This window comes from Dyadobacter beijingensis DSM 21582, from assembly GCF_000382205.1.
GTDB classification, from domain to species: domain Bacteria; phylum Bacteroidota; class Bacteroidia; order Cytophagales; family Spirosomataceae; genus Dyadobacter; species Dyadobacter beijingensis.
Genome location: NZ_KB907789.1, coordinates 904,219 through 922,815 on the forward strand (window position 1 = coordinate 904,219; position 18,597 = coordinate 922,815).

Annotated in this window: 19 protein-coding genes; 7 read left to right on the forward strand and 12 right to left on the reverse strand. The window is 50.1% G+C overall.

The genetic code is table 11. The annotated features are described in order from the left end of the window. Nucleotides 1-2: 2 nt before the first annotated feature. Complete coding sequence (locus H144_RS0122410) at nt 3-1,379, reverse strand: lactate utilization protein B (protein ID WP_026350913.1); 1,377 nt, start codon at nt 1,377-1,379, stop codon at nt 3-5. 241 nt (nt 1,380-1,620) lie between these two features. On the opposite strand from H144_RS0122410, the gene H144_RS0122415 reads away from it, so the two are divergent. Continuing rightward, nucleotides 1,621-2,016, forward strand: a complete 396-nt coding sequence (locus H144_RS0122415; protein WP_019944356.1) for a T9SS type A sorting domain-containing protein — start codon at nt 1,621-1,623, stop codon at nt 2,014-2,016. Nucleotides 2,017-2,081: 65 nt separating this feature from the next. Here the strand turns inward: H144_RS0122415 and H144_RS0122420 are convergent, their stop codons facing one another. The 7 genes from H144_RS0122420 to H144_RS0122450 form a co-directional block, all read right to left on the reverse strand. Continuing rightward, nucleotides 2,082-2,861, reverse strand: coding sequence for a (Fe-S)-binding protein (locus H144_RS0122420; RefSeq protein ID WP_019944357.1), 780 nt, complete (start codon nt 2,859-2,861; stop codon nt 2,082-2,084). 3 nt (nt 2,862-2,864) lie between these two features. Then, nucleotides 2,865-3,647, reverse strand: coding sequence for an endonuclease/exonuclease/phosphatase family protein (locus tag H144_RS0122425; protein WP_229207964.1), 783 nt, complete (start codon nt 3,645-3,647; stop codon nt 2,865-2,867). A 37-nt stretch (nt 3,648-3,684) separates the two neighbouring features. Continuing rightward, a complete protein-coding gene (locus tag H144_RS0122430; protein WP_019944359.1) occupies nt 3,685-4,014 on the reverse strand; it encodes an L-rhamnose mutarotase in 330 nt (109 codons plus the stop codon). An 8-nt stretch (nt 4,015-4,022) separates the two neighbouring features. Beyond that, nucleotides 4,023-4,853, reverse strand: a complete 831-nt coding sequence (locus tag H144_RS0122435; RefSeq protein ID WP_019944360.1) for an amidohydrolase family protein — start codon at nt 4,851-4,853, stop codon at nt 4,023-4,025. A gap of 3 nt (nt 4,854-4,856) precedes the next feature. Then, nucleotides 4,857-5,720: a fumarylacetoacetate hydrolase family protein gene (locus H144_RS0122440; protein ID WP_019944361.1), complete on the reverse strand. Its 864-nt coding sequence runs from the start codon at nt 5,718-5,720 to the stop codon at nt 4,857-4,859. A 159-nt stretch (nt 5,721-5,879) separates the two neighbouring features. Beyond that, complete coding sequence (locus H144_RS0122445; protein ID WP_019944362.1) at nt 5,880-6,653, reverse strand: SDR family NAD(P)-dependent oxidoreductase; 774 nt, start codon at nt 6,651-6,653, stop codon at nt 5,880-5,882. Nucleotides 6,654-6,701: 48 nt separating this feature from the next. Further along, nucleotides 6,702-8,354 carry a UxaA family hydrolase gene (locus H144_RS0122450; protein ID WP_026350914.1) on the reverse strand — a complete coding sequence of 551 codons (1,653 nt, stop codon included), beginning with the start codon at nt 8,352-8,354 and terminating at the stop codon, nt 6,702-6,704. Between the two features lie 175 nt (nt 8,355-8,529). On the opposite strand from H144_RS0122450, the gene H144_RS0122455 reads away from it, so the two are divergent. From H144_RS0122455 to H144_RS0122470, 4 genes are all read left to right on the forward strand, one after another. Next, entirely contained in the window at nt 8,530-9,438 is a 909-nt protein-coding gene (locus H144_RS0122455; protein WP_019944364.1) for an AraC family transcriptional regulator, read from the forward strand. After that, a complete protein-coding gene (ade, locus tag H144_RS0122460; protein WP_019944365.1) occupies nt 9,435-11,078 on the forward strand; it encodes an adenine deaminase in 1,644 nt (547 codons plus the stop codon). The genes H144_RS0122455 and ade overlap by 4 nt, the downstream gene beginning before the upstream one ends. Before the next feature lie 159 nt (nt 11,079-11,237). Further along, nucleotides 11,238-11,819: an RNA polymerase sigma factor gene (locus tag H144_RS0122465; protein WP_015815162.1), complete on the forward strand. Its 582-nt coding sequence runs from the start codon at nt 11,238-11,240 to the stop codon at nt 11,817-11,819. A gap of 114 nt (nt 11,820-11,933) precedes the next feature. After that, the gene (locus H144_RS0122470) at nt 11,934-13,205 is read left to right on the forward strand and encodes a replication-associated recombination protein A (protein ID WP_026350915.1); all 1,272 of its coding nucleotides are present in this window, start codon (nt 11,934-11,936) and stop codon (nt 13,203-13,205) included. On the opposite strand, the gene H144_RS0122475 is transcribed toward H144_RS0122470, so the two are convergent. After that, nucleotides 13,199-13,432 carry a hypothetical protein gene (locus tag H144_RS0122475; protein ID WP_019944367.1) on the reverse strand — a complete coding sequence of 78 codons (234 nt, stop codon included), beginning with the start codon at nt 13,430-13,432 and terminating at the stop codon, nt 13,199-13,201. The genes H144_RS0122470 and H144_RS0122475 overlap by 7 nt on opposite strands. Nucleotides 13,433-13,563: 131 nt before the next feature. Here H144_RS0122475 and H144_RS0122480 point away from each other — a divergent pair, with 131 nt between their 5' ends. Beyond that, the gene (locus H144_RS0122480; protein ID WP_019944368.1) at nt 13,564-14,127 is read left to right on the forward strand and encodes a YfbU family protein; all 564 of its coding nucleotides are present in this window, start codon (nt 13,564-13,566) and stop codon (nt 14,125-14,127) included. A 208-nt stretch (nt 14,128-14,335) separates the two neighbouring features. Here the strand turns inward: H144_RS0122480 and H144_RS0122485 are convergent, their stop codons facing one another. The 3 genes from H144_RS0122485 to H144_RS0122495 form a co-directional block, all read right to left on the reverse strand. Next, complete coding sequence (locus H144_RS0122485) at nt 14,336-14,530, reverse strand: hypothetical protein (RefSeq protein ID WP_019944369.1); 195 nt, start codon at nt 14,528-14,530, stop codon at nt 14,336-14,338. A gap of 72 nt (nt 14,531-14,602) precedes the next feature. Beyond that, nucleotides 14,603-15,100: a hypothetical protein gene (locus H144_RS0122490; protein ID WP_019944370.1), complete on the reverse strand. Its 498-nt coding sequence runs from the start codon at nt 15,098-15,100 to the stop codon at nt 14,603-14,605. 160 nt (nt 15,101-15,260) lie between these two features. Next, nucleotides 15,261-17,252, reverse strand: coding sequence for a T9SS type A sorting domain-containing protein (locus H144_RS0122495; protein ID WP_019944371.1), 1,992 nt, complete (start codon nt 17,250-17,252; stop codon nt 15,261-15,263). Between the two features lie 683 nt (nt 17,253-17,935). On the opposite strand from H144_RS0122495, the gene H144_RS0122500 reads away from it, so the two are divergent. Beyond that, a complete protein-coding gene (locus tag H144_RS0122500) occupies nt 17,936-18,574 on the forward strand; it encodes a response regulator transcription factor (protein ID WP_019944372.1) in 639 nt (212 codons plus the stop codon). The last annotated feature ends 23 nt before the right edge of the window (nt 18,575-18,597 follow it).

Consider the following 18,597-nt stretch of genomic DNA (forward strand, 5'->3'; position numbering starts at 1 on the left):
GTCTAATTTTTGCGGTTACGAACGTACCAATCGCGGAAACTTTCCTTCGGCGGCTCGGGCATATCGCGTTGTTTGTACCAGGGGTTCAACCCATTATTGACCATAAACGGCATTGCGCGCATCACGGTACGCCCCAGCCGGCCCGACCATTGATAAAACCGCGGAGCAGCCAACACGGTCGACATCGCGCGGATACCGATTTCCTTGCTTTTAGGAACATATCCTTCCTTGGCCAATACCTGTCGCCATTTATACAACTGGTCGTGAATGTCGATTTTCACCGGACACACATTCGAACAGCTGCCGCATAGTGTGCTCGCGAATGGCAGGTCAGCATTCTTGGTCATATCCAAATTGGGGGCGAGAATGGAGCCGATAGGCCCGGCGACCGCATTATGATAGCTGTGCCCGCCGCTTCTTCTGTAAACCGGGCAGGTATTCATGCAAGCCCCGCAGCGAATGCATTTCAATGAATTTCTGAAATCCTTGCGTCCCAGCTGTGTGCTGCGTCCATTGTCTACAATCACAATATGCATTTCCTGCCCTTCGCGCGGCTTTTTGAAATGGCTGCTGTAAGTCGTAATAGGCTGGCCGGTAGCACTTCTGGCAAGCAGGCGCAGGAATACGCCGAGGTGTTCCTGTTTCGGGATGATTTTCTCAAAACCCATACAGGCAATGTGAATATCTGCCAAATGCGCGCCCATATCGGCATTACCCTCATTGGTCGACACAACAAAACCCCCTGTTTCGGCGATGGCGAAGTTCACGCCCGTCAATGCGGCGCGGCGTGTAAGAAATTTATCGCGCAAATGCTGGCGGGCCGCTTCCGTGAGGTACTGCGGGTCGGTGGCGCCGGCATCGGTACCAAGGTGTTCGTGGAAAAGGTCGCCGATATCCTTCTTTTTCAAGTGTATCGCGGGCAGTACAATATGGCTTGGCGGCTCGTTGCGAAGCTGTACGATGCGCTCTCCCAGATCGGTGTCGATCACTTCGATGCCGTTCTTTTGCAGGAACTCGTTCATATGGCATTCCTCCGTCAGCATCGACTTGCTTTTCACCATTTTATCGATCTTATGCCGCTTCAAAAGCCCGAGTACGATCTCGTTATGCTCGGCCGCATTGGCCGCCCAATGCACCTGCACGCCATTTTCCTTCGCTTTTTGTTCAAAAGAAATCAGCAGCTCGTCGAGGTGCGAGAGCACATAATGCTTGATACCCGAAGCGGCCTCGCGGAGCTCCTCCCATTCGGGTAGCTGTTTGGATGATTTATCGCGCTTCTGGCGGACAAACCACAGGGTTTCGTCGTGCCAGTTTACGTAAGGTTCGTCTCTGTTGAACACCTCGGAAGCGTCCGCGTGCTCCATTACTGTTTTGGACATAGCTGCCTTAACAATTAGATAATGGTATTTAAAGAAGAATAAGAATTGTACTTTTCACATTCGTTGCATTATTTCAAGTTTGCAGTTTGTTTAATAAACAACTTTTTACAAATCGAAAAAATGCTATTTTCTTGTATTGCAATATCTTATACTTTTGAATCAACAAAGTTTTTCGATCGGGGCATCGGAGTCTGAATTAAGTTCAGTTTAACTTTTTTTAGACATTAAAATATTAACTCCTATGAAAACCAAAAACACTCTTATTATCGCGGCCTTGACCGGCTTGCTGCTATCAGGATCGGCATTTGCTGCAAATGCCCAGGACAACATCGCTACTGCGGACAAAACTGAAAACGCTTCTACCAAGCTGACCGTTCTGCAGGTTAAACCATTGCAATTCCGAGTTTCTTATAATAATCCAATTTCAAAGAATGTTGTCGTACGTATCTTGGACAACGAGAAAAATGTTCTTTTCTCAGAAAACAAACGCGTTGACAACAACTATCTGAAATACTTTGATTTATCAACCCTGATGGACGGCACATACACGTTCGAAATCACGGATGGTAAAGAGAAGACTGCACAATCGTTTGATATTTTGACTACAACCAGCCGCGTTGTTTCTTCAATTAACTAACAACGGGCGCTTCTCAGATTCTGAAACCGACGTGAAATTCACGTAAACTTTGTATAGACCGGGGCTCAATGTATGGGCTCCGGTTTTTGTTTTGTGATGCTGTTGTTCAGGATTTCGGCGATATGCTTCACCTGAACATTCGAGTTACCACGGCTGAGAATCCCGCCCAAATGCATGAGACAGCTCATATCCGAGCCGGTAATGTATTCCGCATTGTGCCGGATGTGGTCGGACACGCGGTCCTTACCCATTTTCACCGACACTGCTTCCTCGCTCACGCAGAACGTTCCGCCGAACCCGCAGCATTCATCGGTGCGGTCAAGATCGATCAATTCCAGGCCTTTGACCTGCTTCAATAACGAAACCGGCTTCGAGTAAGGCGCCGCATTCAGCTCCGACATTTGGGACAAATGCAGCCCGCGCTGCCCGTGACAACCCTGATGCAGCCCCACGCGGTACGGAAATTCCGCTTCGATGGATTCTATTTTCAAAACATCCGTCAGGAATTCGACCAGTTCATACACCTTTTTGCGCAGTACTTTCGATTCGTCGGCCCTGTTATCGGCTTTCAAATGGTCCTTGATATGCAGCACGCAGCTTCCCGAGGGCGACACGATGTAATCGCAATCCTGGAACAGGTCGTAGAAGAGGTTATCGCACGAGCGCGACAAATGTTCGAATCCGGAGTTGGCCATCGGCTGGCCGCAGCACGTCTGGTTCAGCGGAAATGTGACCGTACAGCCCAGTTTTTCAAGCAGTTCGAGCGTAGCGATCCCGACCTGCGGATAAAACTGATCGACATAGCAGGGAATAAATAATCCGATCTTCCAATTTGAGTAATTCATTTTCTACCAAAATTCAATGGTGGCCTGAATGGGATAGTGATCAGAAACGTCCGGATAATTTCGGATCACCTTGTAGTTTTTGATGCGGACCTTGTTGTTAAGCAAGGCAAAAATGTAATCGAGCCGGTCGCCCGGTAAACCTTCGTTCCAGGTCTGCATCTGCGACCCGTGGGCAGCGTCCTGCCATTTTTTGCGGAACGAAAAGTAAGGCTGTTCGTTCGGTCTCGCACCCATATCCATGCCCAGAAGCACAGGCTGGACGCTGTTGACGAGCATTTGATTGATGTATGCGGCCTGCAATGCGCGGTCCATGACCGAGGCGTATTCGAGCCGGGAATTGCACAGCCGGAAGGTAACCGAGCGCGACAGCCGGATCAGTCCGCACAACAGCACTTTCGGGTCAGAGCCGGATGTGCGCGGGAGGTTGATCGTCTGCGTTTTTTCAAACGGCCAGTTCGACAATATGCCGACCCCCTGCGTTCCGTTCTCGGCCGTATCCGCCACCGCGTACGCATAATGCATGCCCGTCTGCGCGGCGATCTGCCTCAGCTGGAACTGCACCTTTCCCTTGTCCGTCAGGCTGTCGACCGCCTGCAATGCCACAAGGTCCGGGTCATTTTCCTTGATTATCCTTAAAATATCCCTGAGATTCGACTCGTCCTGGTTATTGAGCCCATGCCGGATGTTGAAACTCATCAGCTTTACTTCCACGGCCTGTCGGGGCTGCGAGGAAAGTAATGCGAATGATATAATAAGGATGGATAATGCGTAAAAAAGTCTCCTCAACCTGTTCGAATGCTAGTTAACACTACAACCTTTATTCTCAGAGGGTAAATATCTGGTCCATCAAAACCCATTTTTCACCGGGTTTCGCGGTAGGTAATCCTTGCTGGTACTTCCACATGAGCGCTTCCCACTCCTGTACTTTCGGGTTCGAGGCGTCCATTTGGGCCTTGGTTTCAAAACTGAAATCGTCTTCGGTTTCCATGATCATGAACAACCGGTTTCCGACGCGGTAAATGTCCATCACGGTAATGCCCGCATCGGTAATGCTTTTGTGGATTTCGGGCTGTATCTTTTTATGATAGGCCTCGTATTCCGCGATCATTTGCGGGTCGTCCACGAGGTCCACCGCCAGACAATATCTTTTCATAATACTATTTAAATATCGAGGTTATAAAAACGCCTCGCGTTGTTGCCCATCACATCCCGCACTTCGTCGTCGGAGAACATGCTGAGGTAATCGGTCAAAATGCCTTTTGCGCCTTCGTACTCGCCTGCCACGAGGCACACGGGCCAATCGGAGCCGTACATGATGCGCTCGGTACCGAATGCTTCGAAAACCACATCGAGGTACGGTTTGAAATCCGCTTTTTCCCAATGCTGCCAGTTGGCTTCGGTAACCATGCCCGACACTTTGCAATGCACATTGGGCAGTTCGGCGAGGCGGCGGATATCGTCTGCCCAGGGTTGCAGTTCCTGCGCCTTGATGAGCGGCTTGGCCATATGGTCCAGCACGAAATGCACATTCGGCAGCCTTACGGCGAAGTTGTACGCTTCTTTCAGCTGGTTTTGATAAATGAGGATGTCGTAGGTAAAATCAAAAGCAACCAGTTGGCCCACGCCCCTGATAAACTCAGGTTGGAGCAAAAAACCTTCCGGCTGACCCTGTGCAACGTGCCGGAAGCCTTTGAGCTTTTCGAACTGCGAATACCTTTCGAGTTTCGCGTACAAATCCGGCGACTTCAAATCTACCCAACCCACGACGCCCATGACGAAATCGTTGGCCTCGGCATGATGGAGCAGAAATTCCGTTTCCGAATCCGACTGATCGGCCTGTACCGCCACGCAGCCGTCGACCTTGTTGGCTTTCAGGACGGGCCACAGATCGTCCGGCAGGAAGTTCCGCCGGATGACCTGCATGTCGGGCGTGATCCACGAATCACGGTCCTCATCGTAAACCCAAAAATGCTGGTGGCTGTCGATTACCATATATTAAACCGCTTTCCAGGCAACTGCTTCCTGTTTTTGCGTACCTAATTTCTGAATACCCAGCTCTACTATGTCGCCTGGTTTGAGGTAAACCTGCGGCTTCATGCCCAGTCCTACACCAGCCGGTGTGCCGGTCGTGATTACATCGCCCGGAAGCAATGTCATGAACTGGCTCAGGTAGCTTACCAGGAATGGAATATGGAAAATCATGTCGGACGTGTTGCTGTCCTGTATCTTTTTGCCGTTCAGGCTCAGCCAAAGGTCGAGATCGTTGGCATTGCCTACTACGTCGGCTGTGACAAAATAAGGCCCGAGCGGTGCGAACGTGTCGTTACTCTTACCCTTCACCCATTGTCCGCCACGCTCCATCTGGAACGCTCGTTCCGAATAGTCGTTATGCACAGCGTAACCGGCTACGTAATCCAATGCGTTCGCCTCGTCGACATAGCTTGCTTTTTTGCCGATAATCACGGCCAGCTCTACTTCCCAGTCGGTTTTCTCCGAATTTCTCGGGATAACGACCTGGTCGAAGGGACCGCACAATGCGGAGGTGGATTTGAAGAAAATGATCGGTTCCTTCGGCAGCTCCGTCGCGCCTGACTCGTAGGCATGCTTGGCATAGTTCATCCCAATGCAAACGATCTTGGAAGGACGCGCAATGCACGATCCGTAACGGAAACCTTCTTCTACCTTAGGCGCGGATGCCGCGTTAGAATCCAGCCAGCTTTGCAAACGGGCAACGCCGTCCGTCGCGAAGAATTTCTCGTTGTAATCCTCGCCGAATGCCGAAACATCCAGCTTTGTACCGTCGGCCAGTTCTACGCCCGGCTTTTCATTTTCAAATGCACCAAATCGAAAAAGTTTCATGGAAAGGGAATATTTGGGATGGAAGACGCTTTAAGCAATAGGCTGTAAGCAATAGGCCGCAAGCGATATCTCTTCCGTCGTAATTAGTGATTTAAAATTTTATAAACTAAATGTTACTTTAACCTTCACCTAAGCTTACAGCCTAAGGCTTAAAGCCTTCTAATTATTCAACTTCTCAAATCCGCCATCGATCAGGTAATCGCAGCCGGTAATAAAACCTGCCTCGTCCGAGCACAGGTACAATGCCAGCGCACCGATTTCCTCCGGCTTTGCCATGCGGCCAATGGGCTGTGTTTTAGACAGTTTCTCAAACATTTCCTGCTCTTTACCCGGATAGTTTTTCGAAATAAAACCATCCACGAACGGCGTATGTACGCGGGCAGGAGAAATGCTGTTGCAGCGGATATTATCCGCCAGGTAATCACGGGCTACCGATAATGTCATAGAGTAAACCGCGCCCTTTGCAGTAGAATAAGCAAAGCGGTCGGGTATTCCTACTGTTGCGGCAATGGAAGCCATGTTCAGGACCACGCCGCCGCCGTTGGCTTTCAAATGCGGTATGGTAGCCATGAGGCAGTTGTAAACGCCCTTCACATTAATATTGATCACCCGGTCGAAATCTATCTCCGCCGTGGTATCCGCCTTGCCGATATGCGCGATGCCGGCATTGTTGACGAGGATATTAATGGTTTGCTTCGCCGCAATGGCGTTCACGATGTTGACGACATCGGCCTGTTTGGAGATGTCCAGTGCGTGTGCCTCAGCTTGTCCGCCTTCCTCGGTGATTTCGTTCACCACCTGGTTGGCCAGATCAATATTGAGTTCCAGAATGTGCACGTATGCGCCCTGTTTTGCGAAAGTTTTAGAGATCGCCAATCCGATCCCGCTCGCTCCACCGGTCACCAGTGCTGTTTTTCCTGTTAGATCAAACATAGGTAGTTGCTTTAAAGCCAGGGGTTTAAACCTCTGGTTAAAATAATATTATAATGAAACGCCCCGCTTCCACGGAATGAAATCGTCTTGGCCCAATTGCTGCGCTTTTGTTAACTCACCGCTCGCAACTTTGATCACATAATCCAGCAATGCTTCCGCATTCTGCTCGATCGTTTGGGTGCCGTCTACTACCGGGCCGCAGTCGAAATCGATCACGTCGGGCATGCGCTGTGCAAGCGCGGAGTTGGTGGCTACTTTCGCCACCGGGCAAATCGGGTTGCCTGTCGGCGTACCGAGACCAGTAGTGAAAAGGATAATGTTCGCGCCTGCGGCCGTTTGGCCGGTCGTCGCCTCCACGTCGTTGCCCGGGGTGCATACGAGGTGCAGGCCCGATTCGGTCGCTCTTTCCGTGTAATTCAAAACGTCGGAAACGTATGCATTACCGCCCTTTTTGGCTGCCCCGGCGGATTTGATGGCGTCGGTAATGAGGCCGTCCTTGATATTGCCCGGCGACGGGTTGAATGCGAATGCGGAACCCACCGCTTCGGCTTTGCCTGCATAGTCGCGCATGAGCTTTTCGAATTTCGCGGCTTTCTCTTCCGTCACGCAGCGGTTAAGGAGCTCCTGCTCTACCCCATTCAGTTCAGGGAATTCGGCCAGGAGCGTCTGGCCGCCCAGGCCGACTACCAGGTCAGAAAGGTGGCCCAGCACCGGGTTCGCGGAAATCCCTGAGAAGCCATCCGAGCCACCGCATTTCAGACCGACAGATAGTTTGGACAACGGTGCATCGGAACGTTCGAATTCATTGATTTTGGTCAAGCCCATAAAAGTTTCCTTGATCGCTCCCGACATGAGTGAATACTCGGTGCCTTTCTGGTGTTCGAAGGCAAAGAATGGCTTATTGAAATGCGGGTCGCGCTTGCGGATTTCGTCTTCCAATGTTTTCAGCTCGGAGTTCTGGCAGCCGAGGCTGAGTACCGTGATACCTGCCACATTGGGATGTACCGCGTATGCCGCGAACAATGAACATAAGGTGTTCGCATCCAGGCGCGTGCCTCCGCAGCCGCCTTCGTGGGTAAGGAATTTCACGCCGTCTACATTCTGGAACGGTCGTTCCGGTTTCTTGCGTGCTACTGGTGCATCGGTGAATGTTTCGAGGCTTTTGATCCGCCGCATGTCGCCTGCCTGGTACAAATGCAGGAACTCGCGCACCTGGTCGCGGTACATGTCGGTTTGCGCATAACCGAGCTCCCGCTCGAATGCATCCTTCATAATGAGGACGTTACGGTTCTCGCAGAATACCAATGGTACTACGAGCCAGTAATTGTAAGTACCCACACGGCCGTCTGCCCGATGGTAACCTTTGAATGTCCGGTTTTGCCAGTGGCTTACATCCGGCTGGGTGTATGAGTAAGGCTGCCGATTGGCCGTGCTGTAATCGTGGGCGTCGTGTTTCAGGTTGAATGTCGTGATCGGCTCTCCTTTTTTGATCGGCTGGGTAGCCCGGCCTACGAGTACGCCGTACATAATGATTGCGCCGCCGGTGTCAATGTCTTCGGTAACGAATTTGTGCTTGGCGGAAACGCCGTATTGAAGGTTATAAAGGTTACCCTCGTACGTCACGTCCGCGCCTGCGGGCTGGTCGCGCAGGGCCACGATGACATTGTCGGAAGGGTGAACTTTCAGAAATTGGGACGCCATAATGATGTTCAGGTGAATGGTAATCTGGTATATCCCTTTGGTTTTCAATGACGCCAAATAGAATATATCAGCAAAACAACAGAATTATTTGAATACAATGAACTCAGACATTAGCAAATTTTTCAACTATATTGGCATATATTTCTCTTTAACGGTTTTAAACATGTAATTATTTGTGAAACCGCAGCTACTTAAAGTCCCGAAAGGGCTACAAAAATCTTTCAGTATCCGCCGCGACGTGGTGCTCTACTTTTATAACCGCTGGCATTACCACCCTGAATTAGAGCTCATTCACATCGAACAGGGCTCCGGTACGCAGTTCGTGGGCGACAATATCCGCAGTTTCCAAAGCGGCGACCTGCTGCTGATCGGCCCCAACCTACCGCATTACTGGCGATGCGACGAAAAGTACTTCCAGCGCGGCAGTCAGCTTTATGCACAGGCTACTGTCGTCCATTTTTCGGAAGAAATGCTGGGCAAAAACTTCCTGGCACTGCCGGAAAACAAATCGATCCACGATTTGCTCGTGAAAGCCCGGCTCGGGTTGAAGATACTCGGCGAAGGCACCGATAAAGTGAAAACGCTTTTGCACGACCTGCTCAACCAAACCAGCGGCAACTCCATCATTTCGCTCCTGCAAATCCTCGAAACGCTGGCCCATTGCGAGGAGATCAATGTCCTGTCCGACACGCAGTATCAGAACGAGTACGACCAGTACGATACCGACCGCATCAACCACATTTACCAATATTCGATCTCGAACTTCCAGAAAAAAATCTCGATCGAGGAAATTGCGGAGGTCGCCAATATCAGCCCGCATTCATTCTGCCGGTATTTCAAAAGCCGCAGCCGCAAAACCTATTCGCAGTTTCTGCTCGAACTCCGGATCGGTCACGCGTGCAAGCTGCTGTCGGAAAGCCGCATCCCCGTCGCGCAGGTCTGCTTCGAGAGCGGTTTCAACAATTTTGCCAACTTCAACAAATACTTCAAACTCCACACCGGCAAAAGCCCGATGCAATACCAGAAGGAATTCCGCAAAATTCCCATCTCGGCGCATTTGCCTGCATTTAACACCACCATATGAAAGCCAACCTGATCAATATTTTCGAAAAAAGCATTCATGAAGCCGAAATACATGTGAGTGGCAAGCACATTGCCCGCATTGAAATCCTCGGCCCCGAAAACCCTTCCCTTCCTTATATATTGCCCGGCTTTACGGACGCACACGTACACGTGGAAAGCTCCATGCTCACACCGGCGCAGTTCGCGAGGCTGGCCGTTGTACATGGGACGATCGCGACGGTATCCGACCCCCACGAAATCGCGAATGTGCTGGGTGTGGAGGGAGTGCATTTCATGATTAATGATGGTAAGCGCGTGCCGTTCAAGTTTTGCTTCGGCGCCCCCTCCTGCGTACCGGCGACGGTTTTCGAAACGGCAGGCGCTACCGTGGACGCGGACCAGGTGGGCAGGTTGCTAGCCACCGACGATATCGGTTACCTGGCGGAGGTGATGAATTTTCCGGGGGTACTGCATGAAGATCCTGACATGATGGCGAAAATCAACTGGGCCAAACATTATAATAAGGTAATAGACGGCCACGCGCCGGGCCTGCGGGGCGAGGCGGCGAAGCAATATGCCAGCTACGGCATCAGTACCGATCACGAATGCTTCACGTACGAAGAAGCGCGCGAAAAAATCGACTACGGCGTCAAAATCCTCATCCGCGAGGGCAGTGCGGCCCGCAATTTCGAGGCTTTGGCACCGCTTGTCGCGGAATTTCCCGACCGCGTCATGTTCTGCTCGGACGACAAGCACCCCGACAACCTCGTGGAAGGACATATTAATGTACTCGTGAAACGCGCGCTCGCGTCGGGTTACGATCTCTGGAATGTGCTGCAAGCGGCGTGTATTAACCCCGTGCTCCATTACAGCCTGCCCGTGGGCTTGCTGCGGGAAGGCGACCCGGCCGACTTTATATTGATCGATCATGTAGGCACTTTCAATATCCTCGAAACCTGGATCGACGGCGCATTGGTGGCGCAAAATGGCAGATCGCTGCTGCCCGACCTGCGCAGCGAGCATCTGAACCATTTCGAATGCGGTCCAAAATCTGCGGATGATTTCATTTTATCTGCAAAAAATTCTGAAATGCAGATCAGGGTAATCGAGGCTTTGGATGGTCAATTGGTTACAAATGAGTTGATAACGGAAGCAAAGGTGGTGAATGGCGCCGTGGTACCTGACGTGGAAAAGGACGTGCTCAAAATCGTCGTCGTAAACCGGTATTCTCCGGGCGCCGATGCGTCGGCACCGCCTGCCATTGCCTTCATCAGGAACTTCGGTTTGAAAGAAGGTGCATTGGCGTCGTCCGTCGCCCACGACTCACACAATATCATCAGCATTGGCTGCGACGATGAAAGCATCGCGCGGGCGGTCAACCTGGTGATTGAAGCAAAGGGCGGGTTGTCGGCCGCAGGCACCAACGGGGAGCACGTGATCGCCCTGCCGATTGCCGGCCTGATGACCGACGGGGATGGTTATGATGTAGCCGAAAGCTACACGCGCCTCGACCAATTTGTAAAAAATGAGCTCGGCTCGACGTTAAAATCACCCTTTATGTCGCTGTCGTTCATGGCGTTACTGGTGATACCGTCCCTGAAACTGAGCGATAAGGGGCTTTTTGACGGGGAAAATTTCAAGTTTACCTCCGTAAGTTTATAGAATGCGGCGGTTTTGCGGAAATAGTATCATTAACCTTTGAAATATAATTTTATGATGAAAATATTTTTAAAATATGTTTTTTTATAAATATATTTACAAGTGTAATAATGACATTATTCACAATCATTCCTAACCCCAATTCCAAATCCTGTCCAAACAATGGCTCACCTACGCTACAAGCAAGAAGAAGAACTCTGTTTTTGGGATCAGTTCAGAAAAGGCGATGAAAATGCCTACGCATGCCTCTACCGCTCTTACGTTCACATTCTTTACCAGTACTGTTCGCAATTCACGATCGACAAGCCTTTGATCAAGGATTGTATCCACGATTTGTTTGTAGAATTATGGAGAAACCGCATGACGCTCGGTGACACCACTTCGGTTCGCTTCTACCTGATGGCTTCCATCAAACGTAAATTGGTCCGCCATTTAAATGCACAGCAAAAGCATACCAGCAATGAAGATATCCCGGTGGAATACTGGCATATCAACACCCCTTCCCACGAAAATCACCTGATTTCGGAGGAAGAGTTCGAATCCACCAACCAGCATCTGAATGTGGCCATCAACGGCCTGCCACGCCGCCAGCGCGAGGCGATCTTCCTCAAATTTTATATGAACCTCAATAACCACGAGATCGCGGATTTGATGAAAATAAATATTCAATCGGTATATAACCTGGTCTTTGGTGCACTGGGCAACCTGAAAAAGCAGATGACACTCGACCGGCTGACTTTTTGATAGCCGTCTGTTTAAACGTTTAAATATATGTTCAGAAAGCGTGGCGAACTCTGCCACGCTTTTTTTGTGTTAAATTTACCTTACATTAACAAGCTAAATTCCGACACTTCACCCATGACCATGATCACCACGCCCCTCGCCGAACGCCTCCGCCCGCGGACGCTCGACGATTTTGTGGGGCAGGAAAAACTACTCGGCCCGAAAGGCCCTTTGCGACGCGCTATTTTACAGAATGCGATCCCTTCGATGATCTTCTGGGGACCACCCGGTGTAGGAAAAACGACCCTTGCATTGCTGATTGCAGAAACTACCAAACGGCAATTTTATAACCTGAGCGCCATCAGCTCGGGCGTGAAGGACCTCCGCGAAGTACTGGCGCGTCCGTCCGGCCTGTTTCCGGCAATCTTGTTTATCGATGAGATCCACCGCTACAACAAAAGCCAGCAGGACGCCCTGCTGGGAGCCGTAGAAAAGGGGCAGGTCACATTGATCGGCGCTACAACCGAAAATCCGTCGTTCGAGATCAACTCCGCATTGCTATCCCGCTGCCAGGTATACATTCTCGAAGCATTCGGCGAGAAGGAACTCAAAGACCTCATTGCCCGCGCCCTCGAAAAAGACCAGTGGCTGAAAGAGAAGCATGTCAGGTTCAAATCCTACGATGCGCTGATGCGGCTATCGGGCGGGGACGGGCGAAAGCTGCTCAACCTGCTCGAACTCGTCGTAATGGGCAAAGGCGAAGCCAAAAAAATCGAAATCACCGATGAATGGGTAACCGAAGTAGCGCAACAGAACATCGCGCGTTACGACAAGTCGGGCGAGCAGCATTACGACATTATCTCGGCGTTCATCAAGTCGCTCCGCGGCAGTGATCCGAATGGGGCGATTTACTGGATGGCGCGCATGATCGTGGCCGGCGAGGACCCAGCCTTCATTGCCCGGCGGATGCTCATTATGGCTTCGGAAGACATCGGGAATGCCAACCCGACGGCGATGATCATGGCCAATGCCTGTATGCAGGCCGTGAATGCAGTGGGTTACCCCGAATGCCGCATTATCCTGTCGCAGACGGCGGTGTACCTGGCCACTTCCCCGAAAAGCAATGCCAGCTACATGGCCATCGGCGAGGCGATCGAAGCCGCTACGCGTACGGCGCACCTGCCCGTGCCCCTGCACCTGCGTAATGCGCCTACGAAGCTGATGAAGCAGATCGGATATGGAAAAAATTACAAGTATTCACACGATTTCGAGGGAAATTTCGCGAAGCAGGATTTCCTGCCCGACGAGCTGAAAGGCACCAAATTCTTCGAGCCGGGACGCAATGCCCGCGAGGAAGAGATCCGGAAGAAGCTGCAAAACTGGTGGGGGGATTGGTATAATTACTGACCGTCGCTGTGCCTGCGCTTTTCCTCGAACTTTTCGAAAGAGAGGTCCCGCGGGGATACACCGGGGCCAGGCACGTCCGGCTTTTTCAGATCTTTTTTCAACTTCCCGGCAAGCTTGCGGAGGTTTTCTTCGGTTTCCATCCGCTTTACATAATCGGCCAATGACTCCTGCCCCGGCCTGCCGGCGGTATTTTCGGAATCAATCGGATCGGTGTGTTGTGCTTTCATGGTTGTGTCAAAATGAACTATAATGGCAGATGTACAGAATAACTGTACAATAAAATACAAAGGAGCAAACTTTCCCGAACATTGCAAGGGGCCCCACGTAAAATGTCCTGAATACGATTAAATTGCTAAAAATGAAGAACCAGCCCCATATGATTCCTGAAAGCATCCCTCTCATCGAAAGACAGCTGCTGATCAACCAATGCAGAATTCTTGCCGTTATTGGCGACGAAAAGGAGCGCGAACTCCAAGAAAAGCGCATCGAAATTCTTGAAAAGGGCTATACCGGCCTGTATCCCAAGGTGTTCAACAACCTTTACGAAGAGGTCCCGCTGAGCGTGTACAGCGAAATCTCCGACATTATGAAAATGTACAGCCGCATCAACGACTCCATACGCTTGCTTCCCGAGGATGATAAGGGCCTCCTCGACCTCGCGTCACTGGAATTCGAAGGGTTCGATCAGGACAGCGGGATGCACTACTATATGATGTCGTATCTGGTTGACCGAATGGATGAACACGGTGAATATAAAGGCCGTGAATTGAAATCGCACAAAAGCAATTCCTTGTTAAAATACAATCGAATGCTTTCGGTGTATTTTGAATATGAAAAGTTAAAAAAGGAGCAGTATACCTCCGAAGATCTGCAAAAGTTCATCGACCAGGTATTATCGTTATCGCTTGATACTCAGCAGTGAGCCAGTTTGAGTTACCGAATAGTAAATACTAGTTACCCGACGGCTACAAAAAATATTATTTCGTAAACAAAAAACAATGTTTTGAATAAAGAAATCATTAAGTTTGTAGCGAGAACCCGTAAAAGGGTTTTCAATAACGTTGAGTAAAATCAAACATCCCGGTTACTTTGTAACTGGGATGTTTTTTTATACCCTATTAATGAAAAGCTTAGTGTAACTGTATTTTGCGAAGACGATTGGCATTTCGTTTAATGAACAAACGATCGCCGACCGAGTACCGGTGGTAGGAACCTCTTTTTTTAAGGTCGATGACAAGCCAAAACCCGCCGAGTGCCGCGCCGAAGAGGACGATCGTCACGAGGACGGGAGCAAGGTCGAAGATATTCTGAAGTAGCTGTACCATGGTTTCTTGTTAGTCAGGTTTCGATTATTATCATAAATAATCGTACCAGCATCGCCTCACCAAACAACACTTCTACAATTTCACACTCAGCACTTTCACGTCGCAGCCTACCACCGAACCGTTCACGTAGCCCACGCTCAATCCCGATATTTTAGTGGATTTGCCTGCCGGCAGAGGCGTTTTCACGGTCACGATCTTGGAAGTGACAACGGCCTGCACGTCGTTGAGGTATTTGAATTCCACCTCCGCGCTTTTGACCGGCGTGGCCGAAGCGTTTTCGATGAGCATATTGTGAACGGCGATCCCCCCTACCGGGTGCCATTCGTTTTTGGCGACACGGATTTTCCCCAGCGTCGCCTCCTGCATTTGCTGCGTACCCGCCGGCAGCGAGTCGACCGTCGTGACGATCGGCGACCGGGCCTGCTCAATACGCGCTTTCAGAAAGTCGAATTGGTTATAGTAATAAAGAATGTAAATGAAAATGCCCACCGGAATAATGGCGCTGGCCCATTTCAATACCGGGATGAAGGTCTTTTTAAACTTGCTCTTTTTACTTTTTCTGCCTGGCATAACAAAACAACGTTGGTAAATCGGGGATGCACTAAAATTCAAATATACCGCTCCGCTCCTTCAAAAAAAGTAGCAGAGAACTTTTTTACAACCTGCTGTACAAAAAACAAACCGCTGACTTGCGGCCAGCGGTTTGCTTGTGTATCGTGTGGACAGGACCCTACTGTCTTACAAATCGTTGCGAAGTGACAGTGCCATCGGTATGCGTTACCTGGATCACGTACGCGCCTGCTGCGAGGTTGCGTGCGCTGATGCCCGAAAGCAATGCATTGGAAGCTTCAAACACCACTTTGCCCGCGGCGCTCACGACTTTCACGGCTTTTACTTTGCTCCAATCGCCGACGTTCACCGTCAGTTTTTCAGAAGCGCCAACCGGGTTTGGATAAACCAGCGAGCTGCCTTTGAAGTTCAGGTTTTCGATGCGGCTGTAAGAGAATGTTTCGTCGAGGTCAACCATTTTCAAGCGGTAGAGATTTTCACCATTCAACGGCGCGGCATCCACAAAAGAATAGTACTGCATCACGCGGCTCTCCTTGTGCGACGCCAGCGAACCGATTTTTGTCCAGTTTTTACCATTCTGGCTGCGCTCGATGTCGAAACGGTCACTGTTTGTTTCCTCAGCGGTAGACCACGACAATGCGGCTGTTTTGCCTTCGGCCATTGCCTTAAAGCTCACAAGCGTAACAGGAAGCGCGTTTTCGATCACGAGCGTAAATGGCGCTATGGCAGTCTGTCCGAATGCGTTGGTTGCCTGTACGTCGAAAGTATAGGTACCGTTCTGGCCCGTAGCTGGTGTTCCTGAGAACGTGCCGTTGGGATTCAGGGTGATGGAGCTTGGTAATGTGCCTGCCAATGTGCGGCCGCCTGGCGCAGACACCTGGTACAATGCATAAGTATAGTCACCTGGCACACCGCATTGGATGCTGAAACTGCCTGTACCGCCTGTCTGTGCACCGAAAAGGTTAGAGCTGATCGCATCGCCCACACGGCCTGGCGTTACCGTTCCGCCCGTAAATGCCACCGGCGGACGTGTACCAATTTCGTGGATACGGATACCGGTAAACAGGTTCGCATTCAAAATGGTCGCCGATCTTACTACAATGCGGTCGAACTGGCCTGCGCCGCCGGGTACGAATTTGATTTTGGCAAGGCCGTTATCTCCGAACAATGTCAGCAGATCGAGGCTCAAAAGCAGGTTTCTAACAGACTGGGGTGAACCTACGGCAGTCGTTCCGGAATAGGCCTGGATCGTTACGTTGTCCAGCACGGCAAGATTGGCGAGTGCGGCAGGTTTCGAAACGATGGCGAAAACTTCGTTGGTTGCCGGTGCCGGCTTGTCCAGATAGATGGTTTGTGAAACCGTCGACGCAGCAGTGATCGCGCCATTTTGCAACAGCGAGAAATTATCCGCATTCACATTGCCGTCGATCGCCTTGTTAGGCTCCTGCAACGATTGTGAAAGGTTCACCGAAATACCGGTTGCATCCGGGCTCACGCCGGTAAATGCCAATGTGGGAGCTTGGCATGGCGTAAATACCTGATTTTCGAAGTTGGCAGCGTGTTCCACCCCAAAAGTAATGCTTCCGATAGAGGCTCCCAGCGGCGTTTTACTGTAATCCAGTTTAACTGTGATTTGCGAATACGCAGTGGTAGGTTTTACGGCGATATAAAGGTTGCCCGCACCGTCACGTACGAGTTGACTGGTAGTTACACCGCCATTTGAAGTTACTGCGATGGTACTATTCTGGAAAAGTCCCAGGAGTTGCAGCAGGTCGTTCAAATTCAGAACAATACCCGTTGACGTAATTTCCGTAATGCGAACATAAGTCGTTTTGCCGGCTGGAATGGTGGCGCTCATGTTCATTGTCAATGCCGCGTCACTGGCTATGCTAACTGTTCCGAGTCCGAGATTAACCGTCAGACCCGATGCCGTAATCGTTGCAAAAGTGTTGTTTGGCGCACCTACCGCATTGTCTTTGCCGGTTACCGAAGCGGGGGCAAGTGCTTCCGAATTCACGGTAGTTGTAGTGGTTGCTACATAGGTTTGGGCCTGCGCATTAAATGCAAAGGCAGAAAGCAGCGCGGCGGACACAAAACCGCCGAACTTACGGCAAACCACTTTTTTTGTCAAATAGCCGATAGAACTTTTCATAGTGATAGAAATTTTAGAATAGAAATAAACCGTTATGTGGAATAAAGGAACATAAATACAAGACAATCAAGCCGTTAGAGCAGATCAATTCCATCTCCCGGTGTGTCCGGCAGTATGCAGAATCCTGATGTGGTGCCCATTAAACGCGTCCGCTCGTGTATATACGCTGCCGCGATCAATGTCCTTTCTCGTGAAGGTGTCGTCTAACGAAAAACCGGATGACCGGTTAAGAGAGATGAGTAAATGTCATGCGTAATCCTACTGTTTCAATTGGTTTATAGTTGATGACTTTAAGAAAGTGGGTTGAAATGTAAGCACGTCAACTTAGTTATACTATATTACTCAAACTAGATAGTACTTATTTGCAAATGTATCTATAAATGGATCAAAATAAACCCCTATATTTTTACTATGATTCCACCCCCCAAAAATTAGGGTATTCAAATTAATTTTATCCACGTAATAATTGTAAATTGACACGATAGAAATACCGGAAAATAATTGCTGGCACGCGTTTAGTGGTTACATTCGCCTCAATTTGAGTATTTATCGTATTGCGACTAGTTCTTTGTAGAGAGCAGTGACCGCTTCCCGTTCCAACACGGTATTCTATAATAGGCCAAATGACGTAATTGTACAAAATATGGAAGTAGAACTAGGTCGTGCAATTTAAAAGTTATTCTATGAATATAGTTTTAGTAGACGAACATCTCCTGCTAGCCGACGCCCTGCAAAACCTGTTATTGCTTTTGCCGGAAGTCAAAGAAGTGGATACTTATACGGATGGTAAAGAATTCCTGAATGTACGCAGCACCGCGCCGCCCGACATACTCGTCATGGATCTGGCATTGAACGGGCTCAACGGCCTGGAACTGCTCGACATCTGCCGTTCTACCCTGCCCAGGGACATGAAGGTGATCGTGCTGTCGAATATAACAGACGTGCAGACGATCAAACACACCATCCGTCGCGGCGCAAACTCCTTCCTGTCCAAGTCCACCTTGTTCGATGAGTTCAAGGAATCGATCTTTCAGGTTAGGTCGGGAAAGCAGTATATCGGCAAAGATATCCGCGACAGCCTGATCAACAGCGTATTTACAGAAGAAGAAGTAGTCATGCACCTCTCACCGCGCGAAAAAGAAGTGCTCCAAAAGGTGTGCGGGGGAAATACGATCAAGGAGATTGCTTACGAGCTGAAACTGAGCGCACACACCGTACAATACTATCATCGCAGCGTGATGGACAAACTAAAAGTACGCCGCACCACCGACCTCATTGTGTACGCCATGCAGCACGGCCTTTACATTCCGGAGGCCAGGTGACGATCTACCCGGCCTCCGGTTTG

Excerpts from the sequence above, each read along its gene's own strand:
- ade (WP_019944365.1), top strand. The coding sequence starts at position 9,435 with ATGAAAGCCAACCTGATCAATATTTTCGAAAAAAGCATTCATGAAGCC.
- H144_RS0122475 (WP_019944367.1), bottom strand. The coding sequence starts at position 13,432 with ATGAAAGCACAACACACCGATCCGATTGATTCCGAAAATACCGCCGGC.
- H144_RS0122435 (WP_019944360.1), bottom strand. The coding sequence starts at position 4,853 with ATGGTAATCGACAGCCACCAGCATTTTTGGGTTTACGATGAGGACCGT.
- H144_RS0122480 (WP_019944368.1), top strand. The coding sequence starts at position 13,564 with ATGAAGAACCAGCCCCATATGATTCCTGAAAGCATCCCTCTCATCGAA.
- H144_RS0122465 (WP_015815162.1), top strand. The coding sequence starts at position 11,238 with ATGGCTCACCTACGCTACAAGCAAGAAGAAGAACTCTGTTTTTGGGAT.
- H144_RS0122410 (WP_026350913.1), bottom strand. The coding sequence starts at position 1,379 with ATGTCCAAAACAGTAATGGAGCACGCGGACGCTTCCGAGGTGTTCAAC.
- H144_RS0122450 (WP_026350914.1), bottom strand. The coding sequence starts at position 8,354 with ATGGCGTCCCAATTTCTGAAAGTTCACCCTTCCGACAATGTCATCGTG.
- H144_RS0122490 (WP_019944370.1), bottom strand. The coding sequence starts at position 15,100 with ATGCCAGGCAGAAAAAGTAAAAAGAGCAAGTTTAAAAAGACCTTCATC.
- H144_RS0122440 (WP_019944361.1), bottom strand. The coding sequence starts at position 5,720 with ATGAAACTTTTTCGATTTGGTGCATTTGAAAATGAAAAGCCGGGCGTA.
- H144_RS0122445 (WP_019944362.1), bottom strand. The coding sequence starts at position 6,653 with ATGTTTGATCTAACAGGAAAAACAGCACTGGTGACCGGTGGAGCGAGC.
- H144_RS0122430 (WP_019944359.1), bottom strand. The coding sequence starts at position 4,014 with ATGAAAAGATATTGTCTGGCGGTGGACCTCGTGGACGACCCGCAAATG.
- H144_RS0122495 (WP_019944371.1), bottom strand. The coding sequence starts at position 17,252 with ATGAAAAGTTCTATCGGCTATTTGACAAAAAAAGTGGTTTGCCGTAAG.
- H144_RS0122470 (WP_026350915.1), top strand. The coding sequence starts at position 11,934 with ATGACCATGATCACCACGCCCCTCGCCGAACGCCTCCGCCCGCGGACG.
- H144_RS0122415 (WP_019944356.1), top strand. The coding sequence starts at position 1,621 with ATGAAAACCAAAAACACTCTTATTATCGCGGCCTTGACCGGCTTGCTG.
- H144_RS0122420 (WP_019944357.1), bottom strand. The coding sequence starts at position 2,861 with ATGAATTACTCAAATTGGAAGATCGGATTATTTATTCCCTGCTATGTC.
- H144_RS0122500 (WP_019944372.1), top strand. The coding sequence starts at position 17,936 with ATGAATATAGTTTTAGTAGACGAACATCTCCTGCTAGCCGACGCCCTG.
- H144_RS0122485 (WP_019944369.1), bottom strand. The coding sequence starts at position 14,530 with ATGGTACAGCTACTTCAGAATATCTTCGACCTTGCTCCCGTCCTCGTG.